We start from the raw sequence: 19,238 nt of genomic DNA, 5'->3' as shown, positions 1-19,238 counted from the left end.
CGGGGATGAAGCGACCCGGCCCGGTGCGCTGGCTGCACTACGTCTACGGCGGGGTACTCCCCGAGGAGTACCGCGAGTGGGTGCTGTACGACGCGACCGCGAAGACCTGGGTGCTGCGCTTCGCGTTCCGGATCTTCGCCGAGGCGCTGCCCTGGCTGATCGCCGGCTACGTCGTCCTCACCCTGGTCACGCCGATGCCCGCCGGGATGATCGTCGCCGCGCTGCTGATCAGCCTGCTGCTGAGCCTGTTCCTCACCGTCACCAGCGCCGACGAACTCGCCGAGGTCCGGCTCACCAAGCACGGTTTTCCGCCCGGCACCGGGAAAGCGGTCCGCAAACGCCGCGGCGGTGCGTCGACCTGGCCGTGAGCCGGTCGCGTAACTGCAGGGTTACGCTTCCGCTGCGGACCTGGCCGCCAGCGCGATCGCCGACCCGGTGCGACGGGACATCCTGGCGCTCCTGCGACACCAGCGCCTGCCCGCCGGGGAAATCGCCGCGCGCTTCGCCATCAGCCGCCCCGCGGTGTCGCGGCATCTGCGTGTACTGCGGGAAAGCGGGCTGGTGCGCGACGAACTCGTGGGCAGGCAACGGTTTTACGCCCTCGACCTGCGAGGCTTCGCCGAACTCACCGCCTGGCTCACCCAGCTTCTCGCCCCGCCCGCCTGACAGCAGCGGCTCGACCGTCGCGACGACTGACTGTTTCGGCCACCGACGAATCCGGCGCCCGGAGGCTGGCGCTGCTGTTGGAGACCCCAGGCGCGGCAATGGAACGCCGAAGCCGGACTTCGCCGACTACCACCCGGCCAAGACGCCCTATTTCACCGAATTGGCCGGAAAACTTTCCTGACCATCCGTCAATATTCCACTTCGGACAGTCGGCGGCCGAACGAAATGTCCTTGAACGGCCAGGACTTCCTCGTTCGGCTGACAGCGGCGATCGGTGCGGAATCGCGCGACCGACTGCCGGATCCTCGGCGGCATATGGAGTACACTGCTGTACCAGTTACTTTCAGTAGTCCCGCGTGACGAGGTGTGGGCCGGTCCGGTGGGAGGTGCACGGTGGACGCGACACTGGGCAGCACGCTGGTCACCGAGGAGGACGAGGACGCGCGCACCGACGCCGAACTCCTCGCCGCCGTGCGCGCCGGAGATTGCCAGGCCGGCGGGGAATTGTTCCGGCGGCACGTCACGCTGATGCGCCGCGTCGCCGCCGGTTTGGTGCGCCAGCAAGCCGAACGCGACGATCTCGTCGCCGAAGCCTTCGCCCGCGTGCTCAGCACGGTCGCGGCGGGCGGCGGCCCGGAATCGAACGCGCCCGCGTATCTCGTGGCCACCATGCGAAATCTCTTCGCCCGGTGGAGCCGCCACGAAAACCGCATCGATCTCTACGCCACGGTTCCGGAACCCGTAACTCTGGACGGCGGCGCTGACGAACTCGCAGTCATGCGCTCCGAAGACCGGCTGGTGTGGTCGGCGTACCGAACCCTGCCCGGCCGCTGGCGCACGGTGTTGTGGCGGATGTCCGCCGAGGGCAACACCCCGGCGGAACTCGCGCCGGTGCTCGGCGTTTCCCCGAACGGCGTCGCGGTGCTCGCCCGCCGCGCCCGAGAGGGACTGCGGCAGGCGTACCTGCAAGTCCAGGTGCCGGACGCGGAATTGCCGCAGTGCCAAGAAGTCCGCCGCCGGATGGGCGCGTGGCTGCGCGGCACCCTGCCCGCCCGCCGGGCCGGAGTCCTCGCCGGACACCTCGCGGTGTGCGGGCAGTGCCACGCGGTCGCCGCCGAACTGGCCGAGGTCAACCGCGAACTGCCCCGGATGACCGGCTGCTGCGACCCGGCGATCCCGGAACCCCGCTAACCCCAGCCGCGCCAAGCAGCCCGCGAGGTGCGTGAGGGGAACCCTGACGGAATCTGATTCCCTCAGGGTTCCCCTCACGCACCTTCCGGCGCCCCGCTTGCCAGATTCTGCGTGATCAGGTTGACCATGAAGGCAAACCGGTCATGCCCGGCACCGGCCGTCAGCTCCGCCGCGTACCGCCGGGTGTGCGGGAACTTCTCCTCCGAGAGCCCGCTGAACCGCTCCATCAACTCCTCCTGGCTGAGCACCCACTCGCCGCCGTGCTGCTGCCGTTGCTGGACGAGCGACCGCTCCCAGGCGTACGCGGTGACGTAGAGCGTGAGCGAATCCAGCGCCCACGCGGCGGTCTGCGGTTCGATGCCGCCGGCCAGCAGGATCGCGAAAATCCCTTCGCTGACCCGCAGCGTTTCCAGGTGCGTCGGCACCATCGCCAGCGCGGCGCGGGAGACGCCGGGGTACTTCAGGTACAGGTCGCGGATCTGCCCGTAGACGTCCAGGACCTGCTGCCGCCACTTCGCCGGGTCCGGTTCGGGCAGGTCGATCTGCGCGCAGAGCCTGCCGATGAGCAGATCGTCGAGGTCCTCTTTGTTGACGATGTGCGCGTACAGCGAGGACGGTCCGGTGCCGAGCACGGCGGTGACCCGGCGGACGGTCAGCGCGTCGTAGCCCTCGGTGGCGACGACCTGCAGCGCGGCGTCGGTGATCCGGTCGACCGTGATGGGTTCTTTCCGCGGTTTCGGCGGGGCCTCGGCGGACGCGTGCCGGGCGGCGCGGCGCTCTCGGGGGGCAGCGGGCATGGCGTCACTATAGCTTGACACGAACTTAGTTCGTCATTTAGAACTTAGTTCGTGACTACTGAACTTAGTTCGTCAACGCGCGCCGAGCCGCTTCCGCTGGTCCAGGCGTGGCTCGTGCTGGCGGTCGTCGTGATCGCCGATCTGATGGACCTCATCGACACCAGCGTCGCCGCCCTCGCCGGCCCCTCGATCCGCGCTGACCTGGGCGGCGGGCCGATGACCCTGCAGTGGGTGCTGTCGGCCTACACCGCGGCGTTCGCGCTCGGCCTCGTGACGTCCGGCCGCCTCGGCGACCTGCTCGGCAGGCGCAGGCTGTTCCTGCTCGGCATGACCGGCTTCACCCTCGCGTCGCTGGCCTGCGGCCTCGCCCCCGGCCCCGGGTTCCTGATCGGGGCCCGCGTGTTCCAGGGCCTGTTCGGCGCGGCGATGATCCCGCAGGGCATCGCGCTGGTGAAGGTCGTCTTCCCGCCCGATCAGCTGCGCAAAGCCCTGATGCCGTTCGGCCCGATCATGGGCCTGGCCACCGTCGCCGGGCCGATCCTCGCCGGCTGGCTGCTGCACCTGAACCTGTTCGGCAGCGAATGGCGCTCGATTTTCCTGATCAACGTCCCGTTCGGCATCCTCGCCGGACTGCTCGCCCTGCGCGTGCTGCCGCGACACAGCGGCGAGGACCGCGGCGCCCGCCTCGACCTGTGCGGCGTCGGCCTGCTCACCGCCGCGTCAGCGCTGCTCATCGTCCCGCTCATCCAAGGCCGCGAACTCGGCTGGCCTGCTTGGACGTACGTGCTGATGGCCGCCGGTGTCGTCGCCTTCGTCCTCTTCGCCAGGTCGGAACGCCGCAGCAGCCACCCGGTCATCGCACCGTCCCTGTTCGCCAAGCGCGGTTTCGTGTTCGGACTGCTGATCACCGGCGGGTTTTACGCCTCGCTCAGCGGCTTCGTGCTCGTCGTGAACCTCTTGCTGCAGTCCGGTCTCGGCTGGACGCCGCTGCAATCCGGGTTCGCGCTGCTCCCCTGGGCCGCCGGCACCGCGATCGCGACCCTGTTGTCCGGCGCGGTGCTCGCCGCGAAACTCGGGCGCGCGTCCCTCCACTTAGGACTGGCCATCGCGGTTGTCGGCTTGCTCGCCCTGTGGTGGTCGATCGCGCACTGGGGCGCCGCCATCACCATCTGGCAGCTCGCCCCCGCCCTCTTCGTCACCGGCGCCGGTTCCGGGCTGTTGTTCATCCCGCTCTTCGATTTCATCCTCGGCGACGCGACGTCGGAAGAAGTCGGCAGCGGTTCCGGAATGCTCAACGCCGCCCAGCAATTCGCCGGAGCCATCGGTGTCGCCGCGCTCGGCACGGTCTTCTTCGCCCGCGTCGGACCTGCCGCCGCACCGTCCTGGATCCCTGCCGCTGAACTGGTTTTCGGCCTCTGCGCCGGTCTCTACCTCGTGGCGCTGGCCCTCGTCGGATTCCTCCCGAAACACACCGCCCACTGAAACGAGCGACGCAGTGTCGAAAACCGCCCTGATCACCGGAACCAGCCGCGCCGCCGGCCTCGGTTTCGCCATCGCCCGGCTTCTGGCCGGGCAGGACTACCACGTCGTCCTCACCGCCCGGGACCTCGCCCGCGCCGAATCCCTTGCCGCACAACTCCCGAACGCCACCGCATTACGGCTCGACCTCGCCGATCTCGCCACCATGACCGCCGCCGCCGACCAGGTGGCCGAAACCTTCGGCCACCTCGACGTATTGATCAACAATGCCAGCGACGTCGTCGATTTCGCGACGCTGTCCGCGCTCGACGTCGATCTGCCCGCCGTCCGATCCGCATTGAACATCGACGTGCTCGGCCCGTGGCAGCTGACGCAGCTGCTGCTTCCTTCGCTGAAAGCGGCTCCGGCCGCCCGGATCGTCAATGTTTCCAGCATTTCCGCGCTGCAGATCTCCACCGGGCTCGACCTCGGCGCGAGCCTCCGCGCGCCAGCGCATTCCTTCGCCAAGCACGCGCTGAACACCCTGACCGGCGTACTCGCCTCGGCGCTGCGGGACACCCCGATCCTCGTCAACGCCGTCGATCCGGGAGAAACCGCCACCCATCCCGAACGCGGCGACGAGGACACGGCCCGCCCGGCGAGCGAAAGCGCCCGCGGCGTGGTGTGGGCCGCGACGTTGCCGGCCGGTGCTCCCACCGGCGGCCTCTTCCGGGATCGCGAACTGGTGCTGTCGCTGCTGCCCGGCACAGAAAACACCGCGGGCCCGGACCGTGACCGGCCCGAGCCCGCGGCGGGAAAACCCTTAACGCGCCAGGATCAGTGACCCAGGTGCAGGCTGTCCAGGTGCACGTTGCTCGCGTGCGACTCGAGGCCGCCCGCCACGTCGTGCAGGTGGTTCTGGACCTCGTTGAGCACCGGCGCGGCGTGCGAGGCGTCCGGCAGCTCGCCGGTCGTCGCGTGCTGGGCACCGGTCTCGACGGCGTCCTGAACGGTGTTCGTGACGTGGTGCGCAGCCGCGTTGACGGCCGGCGCGTGCGCGGTCGCGCCCTCGATGGCGTGGGTCAGCGAACCCGCGTTCGGGGCGGCCGGCAGCGCCGGAGCGTGCGGCAGCTCGCCGACGCCCGGGACCGACGGGGCGGCCGGCAGCGCGCCGACACCCGGAACCTGCGGCAGCTCGCCCGCGCCCGGCACGGCCGGAAGCGAACCGACACCCGGGACCTGCGGCAGCGAACCGACACCGGGCACCTGCGGCAGCTCGCCCGCACCCGGCACCGCCGGGACGGCCGGGAGACCCGGAACCGCGCCGGTCGCGTGGTCCAGCGTGCCGGACAGGTCGCCGGCCTGGGTCAGGTCGCCGGTCGCCTGGGTCAGGTCCGCGCGGAGGCTGTCCTCGTGGACGCCGACCGGGGTCGAGCCGATCGCCTCGTTGACGGTGCCCAGCAGGTGCGAGCCGCCCTGGCGGACGTCCTCGACGATGCCGCTGACCGGGCCGCCGACGACCGGGAGCTTGCCGGACTCGGCCACGACGGCCTTCCAGGTCAGCGCGTCGCCGAGGTGGTTGGTGGTCGCGTCCACCGCGGAGCCGACGAGCTTGCCGTCGAAGACGTGCTCGCCCACCGCGTTGACGGTGTTCTGCGTGTCGATCGCGGCGGCGTCGACGATCGGGCCGACGACCGGCACCGAGTGGGTCGCCTCGGCGACGTGGTCCAGCACGCCGGAGACCGCGCCCAGCGCGCCGTGGGTGACGGTGTTCAGGCCGGTCGCGTCCGCGACGTTGCTGACGCCCTCGAAGACCGGGCTGAGGTTCGGCAGGGCGCCGGCGAGACCGCCGAGGCCGTCGCCGACCTGGTGCGCCACCGGCTCGGCGGCGGAGTTCGCCTGGTCGAAGGCACCGCCCAGGTCAGCGGACGGAACGCTCGGCGCGGCGGGCACGCCCGGCACGGCCGGGATGCTCGGCGCGGCCGGGACGCCCGGCGCCGCGGGGACGGCCGGGACGGCGGGAGCGGCGGGCAGCGGGGCGCTGTCCATGACCAGCGGCATGATGTCCTGCACGTCCGAGGGGTTCAGCTCGCCCAGACCGGCGCCGTTCAGCACCCCCTGCGGGTCGGCCTTGTACTCCGCCAGCGACTGCGGGTCGTTCAGCAGGTTCAGCGCGAATTCGTGCAGCGTCTGCACCGGGCCCATAGTTTGTATTCTCCTGTGGTGACAACGGATCGGGGTGGGGTGTCCGAGAAACGGACGAGCCGGCCCCAGAGCCGGCTCCTTTTCCGAACATAGGACGCCGCCGAATGCCCGCCATCGGGGGGTCACCCGGGTTAGCCGGGGCACCCACTAGGGACTTCGCCGCTCCCCCGATTAGGGGCATTAGGGGATTCGGCGCGTCCGCGCTGGTCACAGGGCTGCCGTCGTGCCACCCCGCCGGGCGCCGCCCACCCCACCGATCGGGGGACGGACGCGGGTCGCCCGAAGAGGTTCGCCAGGACCACCCATTGGTGTGACACCTACAGGGCTTTTCGCGCCGGGACGGGCGTGGCGGGAAAGCCGAAACGGCGGGAGACCGGGTTTGCCCGGCCCTCCCGCCGTTTCGGAGGTTTCGCGGAAGTTCGGCACGGAATCCGCGTTAGATGCCGTTTGCGGAGGTTGATCACGCTCCGATTAAGGGGATTAGGTGCGGAATCTGCCGCAACAGTGCGGCTGACTCCGGCTCAGGCAGTGGCGACCCGTACCGAGTCCGGCGTCTCCAGCTCCCGCAGCAGTTCCTCCTGCCGCTTCCGGTAGGACGCCACGTTCGCCAGCTTGATCTCCTCGTACCCGCGCACCGCGTCCGGCAGCGCGGCCAGCTCGACCAGCCGGGAGTCGCCCCGGTCGGCCACCTCGAGCGCGCGCGTCAGGGCCTGCCGGTACTCCCCGATCAGCGCCCGCTCGACCCGCCGGACCTCGGCGCGGCCGAACGGGTCCAGCTTCGTCCCGCGAAGCTTGCGCATGGCCCGCAGCGCCGCGAACGCCGGCCGGAAGCTGCGGCCGCCGAGGCTGATCTTGCGGTTCATGCCCAGCGCGCGCAGCACCGGCGGGTGCAGCCGGTGCGCGAACCGGGTGCCGACGCCGAACTGGGCTTCGATTTCCGCGGTCAGCTGCGGGTCCAGCGACAGCCGCGCCACCTCGTACTCGTCCTTGTAGGCCATGAGCTTGTAGAGATTGCGCGCGACTGCCTCGGTGACCGAAGCACTGGCGCGGGTGCGGACCCGCTCGACGAACTCCGCGTACTCCCGCGCGTAGCGCTCGTCCTGGTAGGCGATGAGGTCCGGGATCCGCAGGTCGAGCACCCGGGCGAGTTCGCCGTCGGCCCGCACCAGCGCGCGCACCCGGCGGACCGCTTCCGCGTCGACCGCGGCCGGGGCCGGGTCCTCCGCCGACGGCGAGAGTTCCGCGTTGAGCGCGTCCGGGTCGGCGACCAGCTGCCTGCCGCGCCGGAACGCCTGCAGGTTCGTCTCCACCGCGGTTCCGTTGATCTTGATGGCCTGTTCCAGGCTCTCCGCGGTGACCGCGAGCGAGCCGGTCTGGTACGCCGCGCCGAGCTGGAGGATGTTGGCGAACTGGTCGTCGCCGAAGATCTGCTCGGCGAGGCCGCGCGCGTCGAGGTAGTGCCCGGCGGCGGTCGCGTCGCCGAGCGCGCCGCGGATGCTCGACTGGTCCGGGTAGGAAACTTCCTTGTCCACCACCATTCGCCCGGTCGGAACCTCCGAAGTGGACACCACGGCGACCGTCCGCTCGGCGTCGGCCACGCCGAGGTACGCCGGGTCGGCGGCGACCAGCGCGTCGCACGCGAGGTAGAGGTCGCACTCCCCGTTGGCGAGCTTCGGGGCCTGCTCGACCGCGCCGGCGGAGATCTTCACGTCCGAGACGACCGCGCCGCCCTTCTGCGCGAGGCCGGTCTGGTCGAGGGTGCGCACCTGCTTGCCGTCGAGAACCCCGGCGACGCCGAGGATCTGCGCGACGGTGACCACGCCGGTGCCGCCGATGCCGGTGATCCGCACGGCGACGTCGGACCGGGTTTTCTCCGGTTCCGCCACGGCGTCCGCGCCGATCGGGGCGAGATGCCGCCGCTTGACCTCGCCGGTCGGGACGACGGTCAGGAACGACGGGCAGTCGCCGTCGAGGCACGAGTAGTCGACGTTGCACGAAGCCTGGTGGATCTGGGTTTTACGGCCGAACTCCGTCTCGACCGGCTGCACCGAAAGGCAATTCGACTTCACCCCGCAGTCGCCGCAGCCTTCGCAGACGCGTTCGTTGATGAACACCTTGCGCGCGGGCGTTTCCTGCTTCCCGCGACGGCGCTTGCGCCGCTTCTCCGCCGCGCACTCCTGCTCGTGAATCAACACCGTGACCCCGCGGTGCGCCGCGAGTTCTTCTTGCGTGCGAAGAAGTTCCGACCGATCGCGCACCTCGACCCCGCGCGGCAGTTTGCGCTTCCGCAGCCGCCGCGGCGCGTCCGAGGTGATGACGACCTTCGCCGCGCCCTCGGTCAGCAGCAGCGCCGCCACCTTCTCCACGGACAGCCCGCCGACCGCGTCCTGACCGCCGGTCATCGCGACCGCGGAGTTGTACAGCAGCTTGTAGGTGATGTCGACGCCCGCCGCCACCGCCGCGCGCACGGCGAGGCTGCCGGAGTGCATGAACGTGCCGTCGCCGATGTTCTGCATCAGGTGCGGCGTCTCGACGAAGGGGGCCATGCCGATCCACTGCGCGCCCTCGCCGCCCATCTGAGTCAGGCCGACGACCTCGCCGACCTGCTCCGGCTCCATGAACAAAGCCATGGTGTGGCACCCGATTCCGGCGCCGACGAGCGTGCCGTCCGGGACCTTGGTGGACGAGTTGTGCGGGCAGCCGGAGCAGAAGTACGGCGTGCGGGCCAGCAGCGGCACCGAAATCCGCTCGCGGCGACGCCGTTGTTTCCACGCCGCAACGGGTTCCGCGTCCGGCAGGCGCTTGGCCAGGCCGCTCGCGATGCGGTCCGGGTCCAGTTCGCCGAGTTCGGTGAACAGCACCTGACCGTGCTGGTCAGACTTGCCGTACACGCGCGGCGCGCCGGTGCGGCCGTAGAGGATCTCCTTGATCGCCGGTTCGACCAGCGCGCGCTTCTCCTCGATCACCAGGATTTCGTCGAGGCCCTCGGCGAATTCCTTGATGATGCCCGGTTCGACCGGGTACACGACGCCGAGTTTCAGCAGCCGGATGCCGTAACGGGACAGCTCGGACTCGTCGAGGCCGAGCATCCGCAGCGCCTGCCGAAGGTCCAAATAGGACTTCCCGGCGGTGACGATGCCGACCCGATCGTTCCGTCCGGATCGGACGATCCGGTTGATTCCGCTGGCCCGCACGTATTCCATCGCAAGCGGCAGGCGCACGCGGTGCAGGCTGTGCTCGAGCGTGATCAGCTCCGGCCCGAGGAGACGGCTGTTCGGCTGGTGCTTGTACGCGCCCTCCGGCATCTCCGGCGCGGTCCATTCCGAATCGACCAGCGCGGTGCCGCCGGAGTCGGCGACGTTCGCGACGATCTTCATCGAGGACCACAGCCCGCTCGCGCGGGAAAGTTCGACGGCGTGCCTGCCGTGCTCCAGCACGTCCTGCGAATCGGCCGGGAAGAACACCGGCATCGCGAGGTCGGCGAGCGCGTGCTCGGACGCACACGGGATGGTCGAGGATTTCGCGTTGGGGTCGTCGCCGACCAGCGCGACCGCGCCCCCGCGCGGATCGGTGCCGGCGAGGTTCGCGTGCCGCAGCGCGTCCGTGGCGCGGTCGAGGCCCGGGGCCTTGCCGTACCACATGCCGACCACGCCGTCGGGGCGCATCGTGCCTGCTCGGGCGGCCAGCTGGCTGCCCATGACCGCGGTCGCGCCGAGTTCCTCGTTCACGCCCGGCTTGTGCACGATGTTGTGCTCGGCCAGCAGACCCGCCCGCCGTGCCAGCTCGAGGTCGAACCCGCCGAGCGGCGAACCCTGGTACCCAGACACGAAGGCCGCCGAGTCCGCGCCGTTCAGCCGGTCCAGCCGGATCCGGTCGAGCAGGACGCGCACCAGCGCCTGCACCCCGGTCAAGTAGACAGTGCCCGCTTCGCGCACGTACCGGTCTTCCAACGTGAAGGCGTTCATCCGCACTTCCCTTCCGCACGCCATCAAGCCCACGGGCACCCGCCGTTGGGACGTGAGCCACCTCACCTCACGCTCGGACCCCGGCGCAACGTGCCCGGCCACTGTAGTGGCAAGGACGCAAAGGATGACGCGCGAGAGGGCGGATCGGGCAGATCTGTTGCGTACGATGCCGCTCATGGCCGAAGAACTGCTGGACGCGACCGACCACGAGATCATCGCGTTGCTCCGCGAGGACGCCCGGCGCACGTTCTCGGACATCGCCGGGCGGGTGTCGCTCTCCACCGCGGCGGTGAAGCGGCGCGTCGACCGGCTCCGCGAGAAGGGCGTGATCACCGGCTTCACCGTGCAGGTCGACCACGCGAAGCTCGGCTGGGGCATCGAGGCGTTCGCGCAGCTGCGGTTCTTCGGCAGCACGAACGTCGCGGAGATCGTCGAGACCACCACCCGGATCCCGGAGGCGCAGGCGGTGTTCACCATCGCCGGCGACCCAGACGCGGTCGTGTGGCTGCGCAGCCGCGACATGGCGCATCTGCAGGCCACGATCGACGAGCTGCGGCGCAGCCACCGGATCACCAGTACGCGTACTTTGATCGTGCTCGACTCTTGGGTGCGCGGTGAGGAGCGGCCGGAGTGACGTTGGCTCCCGCCTGGCTAGCGCTTGCCGATCGTCCCGGTCGGCAGCACCGTGCGGCCGAAGGTGGTGTTGGTGACGACCGCGAACGAGCCGTACCAGGCGACCACCGCGGTGGCGAGCCCGAGCCAGCCGCCGATCTTGCCCGCGCCTTCCGCGCCGCCCAATTCGCCGATGGTGAGGAAAAGGAAGGTCAGGAACAACAGGACGAACACGCCGATCAGGACGGCGTTCGTGCGCAGCGACGCGATCATCATGTAGCCGGTGAAAATGGTGAACACCAACAGGAACATCCCGGTCGCGGTCGCCGCGTCGGCGGGCGGGATCTTCGCCGCGAACTGCCAGACGTAGAAGGCGAAAGCCAGCCAGAACGCGCCGAAAGTGCCGAACGCGGTCGCGCCGAAGGTGTTGTTCTTGCGGAATTCCCACATCCCGGCGAGCAGCTGGGCCAGCCCGCCGTAGAAGAGGGCCAGCGGCAGGACGACCGGTTCGACGGTCTTGGGGATGAGACCGGCGTTCACCGCGCTCAGGACGAAAGTGGTAGCGGCGAAACCGGCCAGGCCCAGCGGTCCCGGATCGGCGATCCCGGCGGTGGCGGGTGAGGTCGGGCGAGCAGCGGTCTCACTCATCGGATCCTCGATTCTGCTTTGCGGCAGGATCTTCACATCTGACACCGGGCGCAACAGACTTGTCCACTGTCCACAAGGTCCCTCTTTCGAGTGGCAATTCAGGGATATCGCCGCGGGAATCGGTGAATGGGGTTTGTTTCGGACTTAGTGTCTTTTATCGCGCATTCTTCGTTAACTCGACCATCCATTGTGGATCTCGCCGGGGCGGCCTTGTGGTGGCCGGGGGTGCGCGGCCGAGTAGTGTCACCCGGTGACAGAAGCGCCCGCGGGAGGGGGAGGCATGCCTGCAGATCCGGTCGGCGAGTCTGGCGAGGCGCGGCCCCGGCGGGGGCGGCCTCGAGGGACGAGCGCGCGGCAGCTCGAGGAGATCGCGCTGCGGCTGTTCACTGAGCAGGGGTTTCACGAGACCACGGTGGATCAGATCGCGGCTGCGGCCGGGGTGAGCCGGCGGACGTTCTTCCGGTACTACGACGCCAAGTCGGACGTCTTGTGGAACGAGTTCGACTCCGAGGTGGACACGATCCGGGAGTTGCTTGCTGAGGCTCCGGAGGATGTGCCCGTGCTGGAGGCTGTGCGGCGGGCAGTGTTGGCGGCTAATCATTACCGGGCTGAGGATGTGCCCGAGCTGCGGATGCGGATGAATTTGCTTAGTACTGTGGCTGAGTTGGCGGCTAGTGCTACTCGGCATTATGACGCTTGGGAGCGGGCCGTTATCGGGTTTGTGGCTCGGCGGACTGGGCAGGCTGAGGATTCGTTGTATCCGCTGGCGGTGGGGCGGGCGGTGCTGGCTACGTGCCGGGCGGCTTATGAGCGGTGGTCGGCTCGGGCGGATGCTGATTTGACGTTGTATTTGGATGCCGGGTTGCGGGCGTTGGCGGCTGGGTTTGCTGATGAGGTGTTGGTTGGGGAGCCTGGGTCTGGTTGACGGGCTCGGCTCGTCGCCTGGCGGCGACCTTGCCGTGGCGGTTGCGTGGGGCACCCCGAAGCTTGATTGTGCTGACGGTCTGAGGGTGCTTGTCAAGGCGGGAAAGATGCCTTGACAAGCACCCTCAGACCGCAGGAGAGCTTCGTATCGGGGTGCGGGGGTGGTGTGGGTGCACTTCGAGTTGAGTGCATCGGTGACGGTTTCGTTGGGGTGGGGGCTTGCGCCCCAATGCCACTTTGGGTGCATGTGGCGCACCCAAAGTGGCGTTCGGTGCATGCGACGCACCCAAAGTGGCGTTCGGTGCATGCGACGCACCCAATGCCGCATTGGGGCGCATCCCGAGCGGGCGCGGCGGGCGGGCGCGGGGCGAGCGGGCGGGCGGGCCGTGAAGGGCTCCTTGAGGGAATCCAAGTCCGTGAAGGAGCCCTTCACGGACCGTCGGCGGGGCGTGAGGGGAACCCTGAAGGAATCAGCGGCTGTGAGGGTGGCCCTCACGTACGGTCCAGCAACACGGCCAGTGCGGCGGGGGCGGCTGCGGCACCGCTTAGCGGACGCCAGCGGGCACCGGCTTCACGGGCGAAGCGTTCGGCTTCCTCGCAATCCTCTGCGGGGGCCAGGATCAGCAGCTCTTCGCACGCGCGAGCGGCAGGCAGCGGGTCCTGGTCATCCGTGGCCCGGCAATCCGACAGCAAGAGAACCGTTTTCCTTGCTGCGCGCGAGGTAGCCAGTTGCTCATTCGCCTTCCGTAAAGCTGCGGCCAATGCGGTGACTCCGTGTCCTCGCAACGACAACACCGACTCCACCACCGCGGACTTCGATCGGGAGGATCGCAGCGGGCGGATCACCTCAGCGTTCCGCGCGAAGGACACCACCGCGTGTTCAACTGGAGCCCGCCACGAACAGGCTGCTGCGGTGAGGGCTGCTGCGGCCAGTCGCGCGCCGGTCATTGAGCCGCTGGTGTCGATTACCAGGCATAGGGCCAATTCTGGGCGGGCCCAGCGGCGCGACACTAGGTCGTCCAGTGCTGGGACCCGGCCGACTGCGGCTGCGTCTACTAGTGCGGGCAAGGAGCGGTCCAGGTCTAGTTCGCCGCCTCGGTCGGCTCGGTCGCGGCGTAGTTTTCCTACGCCTCGGCCTCGTGCGACGCCGCGGCGGGCGACGTCGATCATTAGTCTGCGGGCCAGATCTCGTGCTGCTGCGCGCAGGGACTCGTCGGTGGCCTTGCTCATTTCGACCAGCAAGGCCATTGCTTCGTCTGCATCCTCGCGGAAGACCGTGCTGAACGCTTCCTCGTCCAGGACGCCTACCTCGGGCGAGATTTCCGCGAAACGGCCGTTCCGGGAGAGTTCAGAGCGCGGGGTGGTGCTGCTCCGCGCTGAGCCTGGCCGGGGTGGGCGTTGGTGTTGCTGTGGGCCCGCCGGTGGCGGGCTTAGGCTTCCCCCGGCGGGTCGCCGCCTTCGGAATCCTGCGGCGGGGATTCCTCGCCGAAAACCGCTACATACAGTTCGTCGATCACCGATTCCGCGGTGCGTCCGCTGGATTCGTGCAGGCCGATTCGGCCGGACAACGCAGCCAGTGCGGCATCGTGGCCGATTCGCCAATCTGTGGTCGACGCGTTGCGGATGCGGGCTAGGGAAACTGCCAGTCGCACTACGTCGATGGCGCCGCGTACTGAGGAACCGACCCTGACATCGGCGTGGTTGCGCGTGCGGCGTACCAGGTCTACGACTCGGTCGCGCCATTCAGCAGGGACCGCGGGGCTGCGGCGGGCTACGATGTCGCTTTCTTCGTCTTGGGTTTGATAGCCCATCACGATCCGGCAGACCCGGTCGTAAATAGCCGACGAAATACGCGCGGTGCCGACGGCGTCGAACGGGTTCATCGCGGCTACCAAACGGAATCCGTCCGCCGCGCGTACTCGGCCCAGGCGTGGCACGTGCAGTTCGGCTTCGGACATGACCGTGATCAGGACGTTGAGGGTTTCCTCAGGGATCCGGTTGACTTCCTCGACGTACAGCAGGCCGCCGGTGCGCAGGGCCTCGATGAGCGGACCGTCCACAAAGGTCTCGGGCACGTAGCCTTCGGCCAGCACTCGCGAAGGGTCAAACTGACCGACTAGGCGCGCGGGCGTTAGTTCGGCATTGCCTTCGACGAATACAAACGGTGAACCGCCTGCTTCCGCGACAGCGCGCAGCAGGGTGGTTTTGCCGGTGCCGGGCGGGCCTTCGAGCACGACGTGCGCGCCGCAATCCAAACCGGCCAGCAGGAGTTCGATTTCTCGGCGGCGGCCGACCACGTCCGCGGTCAGGAGGGGGACCGCGGACTGCGGACCGGAAACCGGCCCGCAGTCCGCCGACAAAGCCGTCACGGTGCGTCGTGGACCAGGACGCCGCGCACGTTCCGGCCCTCCAGCAGATCGTCGTACCCCTGGTTGACCTCTTCCAGCGTGTACGTGCGGGTGATGATCTCGTCCAGCTTCAGATCCCCGCTCTGGTACAGCCCGAGGATCTTCGGGATGTCCACGGTCGGGTTGCAGTCGCCGAACAGGCTGCCCTTCACCGTCTTCTTGAACAGCGTCAGGATCGAACCGGGCAGGTTGACGTTGTTCACCGACAGCTTGTTCAGCCCGGTCAGCACGATCGTGCCGCCCTTGCCGGTGGCGTTGAACGCGCCGGTCACGATCTCCTCGGTGACGATGCCCGCGGTGACGATCGTCTTGTCCGCACCGTTGCCGTTGGTGAACGACTGCGCCAGCTCAGCCGCCTCCTCCGGCGTCGCGACCGCGTGCGTCGCGCCGAGTTCCATCGCCTTTTCGCGCTTGTTCTCCAGCGGGTCCAGCGCGATCACGTTCTTCGCGCCGGCGTAGCGCGCGCCCTGCACCGCGTTGATGCCGATGCCGCCGACGCCCGACACGATCACCGTCTCGCCGGGACGCACGTTGGCCGCGTTGACCGCCGAGCCCCATCCGGTCGGGACGCCGCAGCCGACGAGCACCGCCTTGTCGAGCGGGAGGTCGTCGTCGACCTTCACGACCGAGTTCTGGTGGATGGTCGAGTACTGGCTGAACGTGCCGAGCATGCACATCGCGCCGTACTGCTTGACCGGCCCGGGGCCGCTGAACGGGAACCGCTCGCCGGGCAGGTAGCCCTCGAGGATCGTGGCGCCCATGTCGCAGATCGCCTGCTGCCCGGTGGAACACCAGCGGCACACGCCGCAGTTGGGGATGAACGAGCACACCACGTGGTCGCCCGGCTTGACGCGGGTGACGCCGGGGCCGACGTCCTCGATGATGCCCGCGCCCTCGTGCCCGAGCACCATCGGCAGCCGGGCCTCCAGGTCGCCGTGCGCGATGTGCACGTCCGAGTGGCACAGCCCGGCGTGGGTGTACCGGATCAGCACCTCGCCCTCGCCGGGGCCTTCGAGGTCGAGCTCGACCACCTCGATCGGCTTGCCCACCTCGTAGACGACCGCAGCTTTCGTCTTCATCGGGAACTCCTTTGTTCGAGCGGGCGGATCACAGCGCGATGTTCACGGACTTGGTTTGCGTGTAGAGGTCGAGCGCGGCCGCGCCCAGTTCCCGGCCCCAGCCGGACTGTTTGTAGCCGCCGAACGGCATCGCCGTGTCGAAGCCGTTGTACTGGTTGACCCACACCGAGCCTGCCTTCAGTTCCTTCGCAGTACGGTGCGCCTTCGCGACGTCGCGTGTCCAGACCCCGGCGGCGAGTCCGTACTCGCTGTTGTTGGCCGCGGCGGCCACGCCCTGTTCGGCGTTGAACGGCATGGCCGCCACGACCGGGCCGAAGATCTCTTCCCGGACGATGCTGAATTCCGGTTTCACGTCAACGAAAACGGTCGGCTCGATGAAGTATCCGGTGTCGCCCCAGCGTTTTCCGCCGGTGAGCGCGCGGGCCCCGTCGGCGAGCCCTTCGCCGAGGTAGCGCGAGACGCGGTCGAACTGCTCCTGGGAAACCATCGGGCCCAGCTGGGTTTCCGGGTCGAGGCCCGGCCCGATCTTCACCTGGCTCGCCGCCTGCGCGACTGCCTGGGTGAACTCCTCGAAGATCGTGTCCTCCACGTACAGCCGCGTCCCGGCGACGCAGCACTGGCCGTGGTTGAACATCCACGCGTTGACCGAACCGGGTACCGCGAGGTCGAGATCGGCGTCGGCGAACACCACGTTCGGGCTCTTCCCGCCCAGCTCCAGCGAAACCTTTTTCAGGTTTCCGCTCGCCGCCTGGACGATCTTCTTGCCCACCTCGGTCGAACCGGTGAAAGCGACCTTGTCGACGCCGTCGTGCGCGGCCAGCGCGGCCCCGGCGTCGCCGAACCCGGTGACGATGTTGACCACGCCGGGCGGGAATCCGGCTTCCTCGAACAGGGTGCCCAGCAGCAGCGCGGTCAGCGGCGTCTGCTCGGCGGGCTTGAGCACCACGGTGTTGCCCGCGGCGAGCGCCGGCGCGATCTTCCACGCGGCCATCAGCAGCGGGAAGTTCCACGGGATGATCTGCCCGCACACGCCGACCGGCTCGCGCAGCGTGTAGGCGTGGAACTGCGCGTCCGGCGCGAACGGCATCGACACGTTCACCGTGCTGCCTTCGATCTTGGTCGCCCAGCCCGCGTAGTAGCGGAAGACGTCGGCGGCCCAGCCGGTGTCCACGGCGGTCGCGATCGCCGCGGACTTGCCGTTGTCGAGCGCTTCCAGCTGGCCGAAGATGTCCGCCCGCTCGGACAGCAGATCGCCGATCCGCCAGATCAGCCTTTCGCGCTCGTTCGGCTTCATGGCGGCCCACGGGCCCTCGTCGAACGCCTTGCGCGCGGCGGCGACGGCGCGGTTGACGTCCTCGGCCTCGCCGTGGGCGACCTCGGCGATCTTCTCCCCGGTGGCCGGGTCGTAGGTCGGGAACGTGCGGCCCGACGCGGCCGGGACCCAGCGCCCGCCGATCAAGAGCTCCAGCGGGCCGGACACGAACTCCCGGACCTGGGTGTGCAGGGGGAATTCCACCGTTGCGGTCACCTGGCGCCTCCTCACTTCGTTGTGACGGAGGTCATCGTCACCCGGCGGACCGGGGGCGAAGTGTTACAGAAGTGGACAGTCGTCGGTCACGCCCAGCGCCTGCATGCGGCGGTAGAGCGTGGTGCGGCTGATGCCGAGTTCGCGGGCCGCGCGCAGCTTGTTGCCCTCGCTGGCGCGCAACGCCGTGACGATCGCGTTCCGTTCGGCGAGCTCGCGCCCGCCGAGCTGCCTCGTGCGGGAACTGCCGCGGCACGCGGGTGGCAACTGGGCGAGGTCGATCACCCCCGTGTACGGAAGGCGGGACACCTCGCGCAGCACCGCGCGCAGCTCGTGCAGGTTGCCCGGCCACGGATGCGTCCGCAGCGCGGCCAGCGCGGTACCGGTGAAGTGCGGTTTCCGGTCGGGATATTCATCGCGGAGCATCGCCGCGGCGATCGTGGGCAGGTCGTCGAGGCGTTCGCGCAGCGGGGCGAGGGCGACGGTTTCCGCGCATCTCGCCGCGATCGCCGCTACGGCTGGGGACATTGCGTCGGAGGGGACGGAAGTGAGCAGCAACCGGGCCGATCCCGGGTTGTCGAGCGCCTCGCCGACCAACGGAAGCAAGCTTTCCGGCAGCAGATGCACGTCGTCCAGGACGACGGCGGTGCGCGGCTGCGCGACGAGGTCGGTGAATCTTGTTGCCCAGTCTCGTGGTTCCTCGCGCAGCGCGGCCGCGGCGTGCAGGACGACCGGATCGTCCACGCCGGCTCGCGCGCGGGCTTCGGTCGTCCGGCCGGTGCCGGGTTCGCCCGCGATGAGGACCGAGCGCGCGGTTTTTGCCGGTGCGGGGACGGGTTTCCGGGTGCTGCTGCTGGTGCTCCGCGCGATCCGGAAAACGGCGCCGTCTGTCGAACCCTCCACGCGTTCGGCTACGACCGAAAGACTGATTCCGTCACCCACATCGAGGCGAGTGTCGAATACTCCGCGTTCCGGCACTTGCGGCAGCAACGTGCGCAAGAGGGTCGGATCGGCCGGGCGAAGGTGTTCGATGCAGGTTTCGTTGGCGAACACGAGATCGCCGCCGAGCACCGCGACCGGGACGCTGCGATGGTGCGTGGCCTGCTGGAACGCCAGGAACAGCCGCCGTTCGCAGGCGCGGGCGCTCTCCAGGACGAGCTGTTCGATGTCGCCGACGACGCGTTTCACCAGCGGCCCGAACAGCGGATTGCCGCTGTCGCTTTCGCCGGTGATGTCGAGGACGCCTTCGATCCGGCCGGTGAGCGGATGCCGGATCGGATGGCCGTAGCAGCTGAACCGCTTCAACGCGTCGGCGTAGTGCTCCTGGCCGTGGATTTCCACCGCCTGGCGCGATTCGTGCGGCGTGCCGAGCGCGTTCGTGCCGACGCGGCCCTCGCTGAGCTGCGAACCGTGCAGCACGCCGAGTTCTTCCAGCTGGTGCTGCAGGCCGCGGTCGCCGAACCAGCGGAAGACGAGGCGGCAGTCGCGGTCGGCGAGCAGAATGGAGAACCGGGTGCCGGTGAGCTGCTCGACGAGCTGGTCCAGCACCGGACGGGCGGCGGTCATCAGCCTGCTGCGCGGATCGACCTCGCCGATCGAAATCGCGCCCCGGTCCAGCTCCGGCTCGACGCCGAACAGCCGGGACCGACGCCACGAATCGGCGATCGGCGGCCGCAGGACAGCGGAGCCCTGCGACGGTATCCCTCCGAGCGACACTGCTCCTCCCGACTACCGGACGGCGACGTAGCGGTTCGTGTGAC

The 19,238-nt window shown here is 69.2% G+C and carries 16 protein-coding genes; 7 read left to right on the top strand and 9 right to left on the bottom strand.

Annotated features, from left to right (window positions below):
* Positions 1-5: 5 nt before the first annotated feature.
* From WA670_RS27375 to WA670_RS27365, 3 genes are all read left to right on the top strand, one after another.
* Positions 6-368, top strand: a complete 363-nt coding sequence (locus tag WA670_RS27375) for a DUF5313 family protein (RefSeq protein ID WP_037817763.1) — start codon at positions 6-8, stop codon at positions 366-368.
* Between the two features lie 13 nt (positions 369-381).
* A complete protein-coding gene (locus WA670_RS27370) occupies positions 382-666 on the top strand; it encodes a metalloregulator ArsR/SmtB family transcription factor (protein ID WP_308196584.1) in 285 nt (94 codons plus the stop codon).
* Positions 667-1,059: 393 nt separating this feature from the next.
* Positions 1,060-1,857 (top strand): sigma-70 family RNA polymerase sigma factor, encoded by a 798-nt coding sequence (locus WA670_RS27365; protein WP_107051165.1) that lies wholly within the window; start codon positions 1,060-1,062, stop codon positions 1,855-1,857.
* A gap of 74 nt (positions 1,858-1,931) precedes the next feature.
* On the opposite strand, the gene WA670_RS27360 is transcribed toward WA670_RS27365, so the two are convergent.
* The gene (locus tag WA670_RS27360; RefSeq protein ID WP_037820749.1) at positions 1,932-2,654 is read right to left on the bottom strand and encodes a TetR/AcrR family transcriptional regulator; all 723 of its coding nucleotides are present in this window, start codon (positions 2,652-2,654) and stop codon (positions 1,932-1,934) included.
* Between the two features lie 51 nt (positions 2,655-2,705).
* Between WA670_RS27360 and WA670_RS27355 the strand changes: the two genes are divergently transcribed.
* Positions 2,706-4,136: an MFS transporter gene (locus tag WA670_RS27355; RefSeq protein ID WP_275291380.1), complete on the top strand. Its 1,431-nt coding sequence runs from the start codon at positions 2,706-2,708 to the stop codon at positions 4,134-4,136.
* Between the two features lie 13 nt (positions 4,137-4,149).
* Positions 4,150-4,956: an SDR family NAD(P)-dependent oxidoreductase gene (locus WA670_RS27350; protein WP_238604645.1), complete on the top strand. Its 807-nt coding sequence runs from the start codon at positions 4,150-4,152 to the stop codon at positions 4,954-4,956.
* Here the strand turns inward: WA670_RS27350 and WA670_RS27345 are convergent.
* Together WA670_RS27345 and WA670_RS27340 are read right to left on the bottom strand one after the other, a co-directional pair.
* Entirely contained in the window at positions 4,950-6,317 is a 1,368-nt protein-coding gene (locus tag WA670_RS27345) for an IniB N-terminal domain-containing protein (RefSeq protein WP_238604644.1), read from the bottom strand. The genes WA670_RS27350 and WA670_RS27345 overlap by 7 nt on opposite strands.
* Positions 6,318-6,838: 521 nt before the next feature.
* Positions 6,839-10,282 carry an indolepyruvate ferredoxin oxidoreductase family protein gene (locus WA670_RS27340; protein WP_134728901.1) on the bottom strand — a complete coding sequence of 1,148 codons (3,444 nt, stop codon included), beginning with the start codon at positions 10,280-10,282 and terminating at the stop codon, positions 6,839-6,841.
* 175 nt (positions 10,283-10,457) lie between these two features.
* Between WA670_RS27340 and WA670_RS27335 the strand changes: the two genes are divergently transcribed.
* Positions 10,458-10,916 (top strand): Lrp/AsnC family transcriptional regulator, encoded by a 459-nt coding sequence (locus tag WA670_RS27335; RefSeq protein WP_037820760.1) that lies wholly within the window; start codon positions 10,458-10,460, stop codon positions 10,914-10,916.
* 17 nt (positions 10,917-10,933) lie between these two features.
* Here the strand turns inward: WA670_RS27335 and WA670_RS27330 are convergent, their stop codons facing one another.
* On the bottom strand, positions 10,934-11,542 hold the full coding sequence (locus tag WA670_RS27330; RefSeq protein WP_037820762.1) for an acetate uptake transporter: 609 nt from the start codon (positions 11,540-11,542) through the stop codon (positions 10,934-10,936).
* A gap of 280 nt (positions 11,543-11,822) precedes the next feature.
* On the opposite strand from WA670_RS27330, the gene mftR reads away from it, so the two are divergent.
* The gene (mftR, locus tag WA670_RS27325; protein WP_238604642.1) at positions 11,823-12,467 is read left to right on the top strand and encodes a mycofactocin system transcriptional regulator; all 645 of its coding nucleotides are present in this window, start codon (positions 11,823-11,825) and stop codon (positions 12,465-12,467) included.
* A 491-nt stretch (positions 12,468-12,958) separates the two neighbouring features.
* On the opposite strand, the gene WA670_RS27320 is transcribed toward mftR, so the two are convergent.
* The 5 genes from WA670_RS27320 to WA670_RS27300 all read right to left on the bottom strand — a co-directional run bounded on the left by WA670_RS27320 (position 12,959) and on the right by WA670_RS27300 (position 19,194).
* Positions 12,959-13,714: a vWA domain-containing protein gene (locus WA670_RS27320; protein ID WP_167754114.1), complete on the bottom strand. Its 756-nt coding sequence runs from the start codon at positions 13,712-13,714 to the stop codon at positions 12,959-12,961.
* 182 nt (positions 13,715-13,896) lie between these two features.
* On the bottom strand, positions 13,897-14,835 hold the full coding sequence (locus tag WA670_RS27315; RefSeq protein WP_134664975.1) for an AAA family ATPase: 939 nt from the start codon (positions 14,833-14,835) through the stop codon (positions 13,897-13,899).
* The gene (locus tag WA670_RS27310; RefSeq protein ID WP_037810481.1) at positions 14,832-15,953 is read right to left on the bottom strand and encodes an NDMA-dependent alcohol dehydrogenase; all 1,122 of its coding nucleotides are present in this window, start codon (positions 15,951-15,953) and stop codon (positions 14,832-14,834) included. Before WA670_RS27310 ends, WA670_RS27315 begins: the two co-directional genes overlap by 4 nt.
* Before the next feature lie 28 nt (positions 15,954-15,981).
* Positions 15,982-17,481, bottom strand: coding sequence for an aldehyde dehydrogenase family protein (locus tag WA670_RS27305; protein ID WP_238604640.1), 1,500 nt, complete (start codon positions 17,479-17,481; stop codon positions 15,982-15,984).
* A gap of 63 nt (positions 17,482-17,544) precedes the next feature.
* Positions 17,545-19,194 carry a sigma-54-dependent Fis family transcriptional regulator gene (locus WA670_RS27300; RefSeq protein ID WP_336159255.1) on the bottom strand — a complete coding sequence of 550 codons (1,650 nt, stop codon included), beginning with the start codon at positions 19,192-19,194 and terminating at the stop codon, positions 17,545-17,547.
* Positions 19,195-19,238: the final 44 nt, after the last annotated feature.

The organism is Amycolatopsis sp. VC5-11 (genome assembly GCF_037034185.1).
In the GTDB taxonomy this organism is placed as follows: Bacteria; Actinomycetota; Actinomycetes; order Mycobacteriales; family Pseudonocardiaceae; genus Amycolatopsis; species Amycolatopsis nivea.
This window is presented reverse-complemented; position numbering and strand designations above follow the sequence as displayed.

Coding starts and splice junctions, on each gene's coding strand:
- WA670_RS27375 (WP_037817763.1), top strand. CDS start 6: ATGAAGCGACCCGGCCCGGTGCGCTGGCTGCACTACGTCTACGGCGGG.
- WA670_RS27360 (WP_037820749.1), bottom strand. CDS start 2,654: ATGCCCGCTGCCCCCCGAGAGCGCCGCGCCGCCCGGCACGCGTCCGCC.
- WA670_RS27345 (WP_238604644.1), bottom strand. CDS start 6,317: ATGGGCCCGGTGCAGACGCTGCACGAATTCGCGCTGAACCTGCTGAAC.
- WA670_RS27340 (WP_134728901.1), bottom strand. CDS start 10,282: ATGAACGCCTTCACGTTGGAAGACCGGTACGTGCGCGAAGCGGGCACT.
- WA670_RS27335 (WP_037820760.1), top strand. CDS start 10,458: ATGGCCGAAGAACTGCTGGACGCGACCGACCACGAGATCATCGCGTTG.
- WA670_RS27330 (WP_037820762.1), bottom strand. CDS start 11,542: ATGAGTGAGACCGCTGCTCGCCCGACCTCACCCGCCACCGCCGGGATC.
- mftR (WP_238604642.1), top strand. CDS start 11,823: ATGCCTGCAGATCCGGTCGGCGAGTCTGGCGAGGCGCGGCCCCGGCGG.
- WA670_RS27320 (WP_167754114.1), bottom strand. CDS start 13,714: ATGGCCTTGCTGGTCGAAATGAGCAAGGCCACCGACGAGTCCCTGCGC.
- WA670_RS27310 (WP_037810481.1), bottom strand. CDS start 15,953: ATGAAGACGAAAGCTGCGGTCGTCTACGAGGTGGGCAAGCCGATCGAG.